7 protein-coding genes and 1 pseudogene are annotated in these 6,797 nt (G+C 72.7%); 3 read left to right on the forward strand and 5 right to left on the reverse strand.

Annotated features, from left to right (window positions below):
- Positions 1-14: 14 nt before the first annotated feature.
- The 3 genes and pseudogenes from CCN56_RS08145 to CCN56_RS44325 form a co-directional block, all read left to right on the forward strand.
- Positions 15-176: an NPCBM/NEW2 domain-containing protein gene (locus tag CCN56_RS08145; RefSeq protein WP_086825035.1), complete on the forward strand. Its 162-nt coding sequence runs from the start codon at positions 15-17 to the stop codon at positions 174-176.
- 384 nt (positions 177-560) lie between these two features.
- Entirely contained in the window at positions 561-914 is a 354-nt protein-coding gene (locus CCN56_RS44320) for a substrate-binding domain-containing protein (RefSeq protein WP_256961852.1), read from the forward strand.
- Positions 915-1,774: 860 nt separating this feature from the next.
- A pseudogene (locus CCN56_RS44325) lies at positions 1,775-2,302 on the forward strand (hypothetical protein); the annotation flags it as partial.
- A 165-nt stretch (positions 2,303-2,467) separates the two neighbouring features.
- Here the strand turns inward: CCN56_RS44325 and dgoD are convergent.
- The 5 genes from dgoD to CCN56_RS08180 all read right to left on the reverse strand — a co-directional run.
- Positions 2,468-3,613 (reverse strand): galactonate dehydratase, encoded by a 1,146-nt coding sequence (gene dgoD / locus CCN56_RS08160; RefSeq protein ID WP_086825023.1) that lies wholly within the window; start codon positions 3,611-3,613, stop codon positions 2,468-2,470.
- Entirely contained in the window at positions 3,610-4,335 is a 726-nt protein-coding gene (locus CCN56_RS08165; RefSeq protein WP_306300590.1) for an SDR family NAD(P)-dependent oxidoreductase, read from the reverse strand. Before CCN56_RS08165 ends, dgoD begins: the two co-directional genes overlap by 4 nt.
- 97 nt (positions 4,336-4,432) lie before the next feature.
- Positions 4,433-5,374 (reverse strand): sugar kinase, encoded by a 942-nt coding sequence (locus CCN56_RS08170; RefSeq protein ID WP_086825027.1) that lies wholly within the window; start codon positions 5,372-5,374, stop codon positions 4,433-4,435.
- The gene (locus CCN56_RS08175; RefSeq protein ID WP_086825030.1) at positions 5,371-6,009 is read right to left on the reverse strand and encodes a bifunctional 4-hydroxy-2-oxoglutarate aldolase/2-dehydro-3-deoxy-phosphogluconate aldolase; all 639 of its coding nucleotides are present in this window, start codon (positions 6,007-6,009) and stop codon (positions 5,371-5,373) included. The genes CCN56_RS08170 and CCN56_RS08175 overlap by 4 nt, the downstream gene beginning before the upstream one ends.
- On the reverse strand, positions 6,006-6,797 hold a 792-nt coding region (locus tag CCN56_RS08180; protein WP_107484110.1), incomplete at its 5' end, for an SMP-30/gluconolactonase/LRE family protein. The genes CCN56_RS08180 and CCN56_RS08175, both read right to left, overlap by 4 nt.

Consider the following 6,797-nt stretch of genomic DNA (forward strand, 5'->3'; position numbering starts at 1 on the left):
ACCGAGACCAGAGCCTGGCCGCCGACAGCGGGGTCCTCCGGGGCAGCGATCCCGCGAAACGCCTCAGCGTCGACCTCACCGGCACGAACGACCTGCGGCTGGTGGTCACCGACGCCGGCGACGGCAAGAACTACGACCACGCGGACTGGGCCGCCCCCATCCTCACCTGCGCCTGATCGCGACGGCCCGACCGCGGCACGGGGCGCGCCTTCCCCGCCCGCGGTCGAGCCTCCGCCGGGCGGTGAGGGCGGTGCGTGGACGACAGGGCCACGCACGCTCAAGGCGGATCACGGCGGGTTTCCGACGTTCGGGACGGTCCGGCCGATGGAGAGGAGCCACCGCGGTGGCGATGGGCGGCGCGCTCCTCGCCGGCTGCGCGGGCGGTTCCGACGGTGAGGACAAGCCGTCGCCGACGGAGGCCGCGCCACACACAGTGCGCCGAATCGGCTACAACGTGCCGGAGGTCACCGATCTCGTCCTGGACGCGCCGACCCTCGCCCGGATCTTCGACGCGCGGATCACCCGCTGGAACGACCCGTCGATCCAGCGCCTCAACCCCGATGCGACGCCGCCGGACATCCCCGATCCCGCTGCACCGCGCGGACGACTCCGGCACCACCCAGAACCTCAACGCCTACCTCAAGGGCGCGGCCCGGAAGCCCTGGCCGTACCCGGCGGACAAGAAATGGCAGGCCCAGGGCGGCCAGTCGGCCAGCGGCTCGGACGCCATCTCCCAGACGGTGACACAGACCGACGGCGCGATCGGCTACTTCGAGCTGTCCTTCGCCGTGCAACGAAGGATCGGGACGGTCCGCATCGCCACGGGCGCGGCCGAGCCGGTCGCGTACCACTACGCACCGCTGCCCGCGTCTGTGGCGACCGAGGTCCGCAAGGTCGTCGGCACGCTGTCCTGACCCGGCCCAGCCGACGGCGGCGGGGAGGACACAGCTGGTTCGTACGGCGACGGCGTCGGCCGATCACCCCGAGGAGAGTGAGAACGGCAAGACGCCTGGGGTGTTCGGAGCGCCGTTCATCACCGAAGGCACGCGCCCCGGTGGCGCCGGGCGGCGGCGCCCGGCATGAGCCCGTCCCGCTCGCCACGGGCGTCGTGCAGCCCGGCGGATGCGTACATCCCCACGTGGGCGGGCGGCCTCGAAGGCGCCGCGGCAGGGGACCGCGTCGGGGTTGCCGTCCGGCTTCGACGACGGCGGAAACGGCCACGACTCGGCCAAGCCGCAGGCGGCTGGTCCGGGCATGGCAGGGATCTTGGTCGACACGGAGCGGGCCCCTGAGCGATTGCCCGCGGCGGCGATGGCGACACACGAACGCGGGAGTGCGGTTCCATCCGCTTCCGGTGGACCCCCGCGCCGAACTGCACCCCGCGCAGGGCCGGCGGCTGCATCAGGCGAGGACCGGTGCGGGAAAGCACGTACGGCCGGCGTCGATGACCCGGGGATCGGTCGACGAGATGACGGCGACCCTGGTGGAGGTGGCGAGGGAAGCGAGGCCCCGCTGGTCGGCGGGGCGCCGGGGCCGATCGGGTACGCCATCGCCGAGGGCCTGTCGGTGCCGACCATCGGGCTGCACCTCCAGCCGCCGCACCCGACGCGGGAGTTCTTCGCCCCCGTCCTGGGGACACGGTCCCTGGGCACGGTGGGAACCGGCTGAGCGGACGGGCCGTCATGACGTCGGTGGAGCTGATGTTCTCCGATGCCGTACGGTCACTGCGGCGACACGGGCTCGTGACGGCGGGCCGGTACCGAGGGCTGCGGGGATGGCCCGTGCTGCACGACTACAGCGAGCTCGTCGTCCCCCGCCCCCAGGACTGGCCGACCGGGCCGGAGGTGTCGGGGCACTGGTGGCCGCACGAGACCGGGCAACCGTCCCGGGAGCTGGAGGACTTCCTCGCCGCGGGGCCCCGACCGGTCTCCGTCGGTCTGGGCAGCGCCACCGTTCCCGAACCCGAGCGGGTGAGCCGCGAGATGGTCACCGCGCTGCGCGCGGCGAACGTGCGCGGGATCGTCCAGCGGCGCTGGGCGGGACCGGACGCTCGGGGCGACGACACCCTGACCGTCGACGAGGTGCCGCATTCCCTTCTTTCCCGCGGACGGCCGCCGCCGTCCACCACGCGGGAGCGGGCACGACCGGCGCCGTCCCGCGGGCCGGGGCGCCCGACGTTCCGGTGCCGGTCCAGTTCGACGCGGCGTTCTGGGCGTCCCGGCTGACTGCTCTGGGCACCGCTCCCGGGATGATCCCACTGCGTCGTCCCACCTCCGGGACCCTGGCCGAGGCTCTGCGCCGGGCGATGGCGGACGACTCCCACCGCGCGCGTGCCCACGCGCCGGCCGACCGCCTGGCCGTGGAGGAGGAGGTCGCGCCGGTACTCTCCGCACTCGCCCGGTCGGCGCGCCGACCCCTCACCCGCCACCGCGTGATCCACAAGTTCAGTGAGCCGATGGCCGCGCTGTCACCATTCGGCCAAGGCCCCGTCCTGCCGGCGCCAGATCGGGTTGCGCCAGCGATGGCCCGTCGCGGCGGCGTGCTCGACGGCCTTCTCGTCGACTTCGATGCCGAGGCCGGGTTCCGTGAGCAGGCCCACGTGTCCGTCCTCGTACCGGAAGACCGAGGGGTCGACGAGGTAGTCGAGCAGGTCGGAGCCGGTGTTGTAGTGGATGCCGAGGCTCTGCTCCTGGATCAGCAGGTTGGGGGAGGCGAAGCCGACCTGGAGGCAGGAGGCGAGCGCGATCGGTCCCAGCGGGCAGTGCGGGGCGAGGGAGACGTCGTACGCCTCGGCCATCGCGGCGATCCTGCGGACCTCCGAGATGCCGCCGGCGTGCGAGAGGTCGGGCTGGGCGACGGCTATGCCCGAGCCGAGGACCTTCTTGAAGTCCCAGCGGGAATAGAGGCGTTCGCCGGTCGCGATGGGGATGCTGGTGGAGCGGACGATGTCGCCGATGTGCTCGCTCAGTTCCGGTACGAGCGGTTCCTCGACGAAGAACGGCAGGTACGGCTCAAGGAGCGGCAGGACCCGGCGGGCCATGGGGATGGTGAGGCGGCCGTGGAAGTCCACGGCGATGTCGAACTCGTCGCCGACGGCCTCGCGGAGGGAGGCGACGCGGTCGACGATCCCCTGCACGGCCTTGGGCGTGTCGATGAACTCCAGCTGGGGCGAGGCGTTCATCTTGATCGCGGTGAAGCCTTCGGCCTTGCGGGCCAGGGCCTGCTCGACAACCTCGTCGGGGCGGTCGCCGCCGATCCAGCTGTACACCCGGGCGCGGTCGCGGACGTTGCCGCCCAACAGCTGCCACACCGGGACGCCGAGCGCCTTGCCCTTGATGTCCCACAGCGCCTGGTCGATTCCGGCGACGGCGCTGGAGAGGACGGGGCCGCCGCGGTAGAAGCCGCCCTTGGTGAGGACCTGCCAGTGGTCCTCGATGCGCATCGGGTCCTGGCCGACGAGGTAGTCGCTCAGCTCGTCGACGGCGGCGGCGACCGTGTGCGCCCGACCTTCGATGACCGGTTCGCCCCAGCCGGTGACGCCCTCGTCGGTCTCGACCTTCAGGAAGCACCAGCGGGGGGCGACGAGGTAGGTGCGCAGGGCGGTGATCTTCACTTGGACTCCTTCTTCACGGACCAGCCGCCGTCGACGACGAGTTCCGTACCGGTGATGTACGAGGCGTCGGCGGACGCCAGGAAGGCGACCGCGGAGGCCACTTCGTCCGCCGCCCCGAGCCTGTCGAGCGCGGTGGCGCGGGCGGTCATCCGCTGGTCCTCCTCGCTCACCCCGTCCCAGACGTCGGTGAGGATGGGGCCGGGCAGGACGGAGTTGAACCGGACATCGGGCCCGTACTCGACGGCCAGCTGGCGGATCAGCGCGCAGGTGCCGCCCTTCGCGGCCGCGTAGGCGGGGTTGCCGGGCAGGCCGAAGTTGGCGTGCACGCTGGAGGTCGCGACGAAGCAGCCCTTCGTGGACCGCAGGTCGTCCAGAAAAGTACGGGCGGCGAGGTAGAGGGCCTTGAGGTTGACCGAGATCTCCCGGTCCCAGGCGTCTGCGGTCAGTTCGTGGGCCGCGCCGGGGAGGTGGATGAAGGCGTTGTTGTGCACGACGTCGGCCGGGCCCGCGATCTCGTGCGTCCGGTCCCGCAGCCGCTCCCAGTGCTCCGGGGAGGAGACGTCGCAGTGGACGTAGGCGGCGCGCGCGCCACCGGCGACGATGCGCTCGACGACGGCCTGCCCGGCCGCGTCGGCGATGTCGGCGAGGATGACGGTGGCGCCTTCGGAGGCCAGCCTCAGCGCGGTGGCCGCGCCGATGCCGCCGGCGGCGCCTGTGACCACCGCGGTCTTTCCTGAGAAGCGTTGCATGAGGGTGATTCCTGTCGTTTCGGATCGAGTCCGGGAGGGGGCGATGCCCGCTCGCTCTCCTGGTGAGGGATCAGCGGATGACGTCGTCGCCGGCGAGCAGGGACAGTTCCTCCCGGCGGGGGAGGCCCTCCCAATCGCCCTGGACGGACACGGCGAACGAGCCGCAGGTCGCCGCGGTGAGCAGCCGTTCGGCCGGTGACGCGCCGTCGAGGTACGCCGCCAGGTATCCGGCGACGAAGGCGTCGCCCGCGCCGATCGGGTCGACGACCGTGACCGGCACGGGTGGCTGGGCCAGGACCGCTCCGTCGATCGCCGCCAGCGCGCCCTCGGCGCCGAGCTTGACGACGGCCTGCTGCGGACCGAGTGCCGTCAGCGCCTGCGCCGTCTCCTCCGGGGGTGCCTCGTCGACGAGGAGCCGCGCCTCCTCGGGCCCGGCGAAGACGAGGTCGGCCTGCCGGACGAGGAAGCCCAGTTCGTCGGCCGCGTCGTCCCTGGACCACAGCAGCGCGCGGTAGTTGACGTCGAGGGAGACGACGACTCCGGCCCGACGGGCGATGTCGACGGCGCGGCGTACGGCGTCCCGGGCGGTACGGCCGAGAGCGGGGGTGATGCCGGTGATGTGCAGCAACCGTGCCGAAGAGACCAGTCGTTCGTCGATGTCTCCGGGCGCGAGACGGGAGCCGGCGAGGCCGCGGCGGTAGTAGGCGGAGCGGGTGCGGTCGGCCGTGCGGCGTTCGCGGAGCATCAGTCCGGTGGGGAGGTCCGGTTCGACGTGGACGTGGGACACGTCGACACCTTCCGCCCGCAGTCCGTGGACGATCATCGTGCCGGCGGCGTCCGCGCCGACCCGGCCGATCCACGAGGCGGAGTGGCCGAGACGGCTGACCCCGATGGCGACGGTCGCCTCGGCTCCGGCGAAGGACAGGTTGGCGGGTTTCCCGGGCGCGAGGGGTCCGGGGGTGCTCGCCGCCACCACGGCCATCGACTCGCCCAGGGTCACCAGGGCGGTCATCCGCGTGCTCCCGTCACGAGACCGACGAGCCGGGCCGTACGGTCGGCGAGGGCGGACAGATCGCCGCTCTCGCAGGCGTCGCCGACGAGGGGGCTGCCCATGCCGAGCGCGGTGGCACCCGCCTGGAGGTAGCCGGGAGCGTCGTCGAGGTCGATGCCTCCGGTGGGCACGAGCGGTACGCCGGGGAGCGGCGCGCGGACGGCACGGAGGTACTCCGGGCCTCCGACGGCGGCGGGAAACAGTTTCACCATGGAGGCGCCGGCATGCCACGCCGTCAGGATCTCCGTCGGGGTGAGGGCGCCGGGCAGCACCGGGACTCCGAGCCGGCGGGCTTCGGCGATCACCTCGGGCTGGGTGGCCGGGGTGACGAGGTACTCGGCGCCCGCGGCCACCGCCGCCTCGGCCTCGCGGGGGGTGGTGACCGTGCCGGCGCCGAGCGTGAGGCCGTCGGGCAGGTCCTGGGTGTACTCGCGCAGGGCGGCGAGGACCCCGGGGGTGGTGAGCGTGAACTCGATCGCGCGGATGCCGCCCTGGCGCAGGGTGTCGGCGACTTCGGGGAACCGGTCGGCGGAACTTGAGCGCAGGATCGCCACGACGGGCATGGCGGCGAGCGCGGCGGAGAGGGTGGTGGTCATGTCGTCTCCTGGGGGACGAGATCGTCGAACGGCACGGCCGGAAGTCCGGCGATGCCCGGACGGCAGACGAACAGCCGCCCGGCGTGGCGTTCTTCGTTCAGCTGTTGCTGGGTCAGTTCTTCGGTCGCCGTCGTGATCACGAGGGTGTCGAGGGCGGGGCCGGCGAAGGCGACGCTGGACACGTGCGAGGTGCCGACGTGCACGACGGTGTGGCAGGTGCCGTCGGGTGCGAAGGCACGGACCTGGCCCGCTCCCCAGACCGCGACCCACACGTTGCCGTCACGGTCGACGGTCAGGCCGTCCGGGAAGCCGCCTTCGATCGAGGCGAAGGGCCGACGACCGCTGGGAGTGCCGGTGGCGAGGTCGTAGTCGAACACGTCGACACGGCCGGTCGGGCTGTCGGCGTAGTACATCAGGGAGCCGTCGGGGCTCCAGCCGAGACCGTTGGAGATGGTCACGGAGTCGAGCAGCACCCGCAGGCCGTCCGGACCGAGCTGGTACAGGGAGCCTGCCCCCTCGGTCGCGTCGTAGGCCATGGTGCCGGCGAGGAGACGCCCGTGGGGGTCGCACGCGGCGTCGTTGAACCGTCGCCTTATGCCGTCCTGGGGAAGGGAAAGGGAGGTGATCTCTTCGGATCGGCCACCGTTGTCGATCCTCATGACGGACGTGGACATCGGGGCGATCAGCGCGCCGCTGCGGCTCGGCAGGACGGCGCCGACCGGGCCGCCGGGGGTAAGCGTGACGCGAGGCAGTACGTCGGGCAGACCGGTGCCGTCCGCGGACGGCAC

The sequence above is a fragment of the Streptomyces sp. NRRL B-24572 genome, assembly GCF_002156145.1.
In the GTDB taxonomy this organism is placed as follows: domain Bacteria; phylum Actinomycetota; class Actinomycetes; order Streptomycetales; family Streptomycetaceae; genus Streptomyces; species Streptomyces vietnamensis.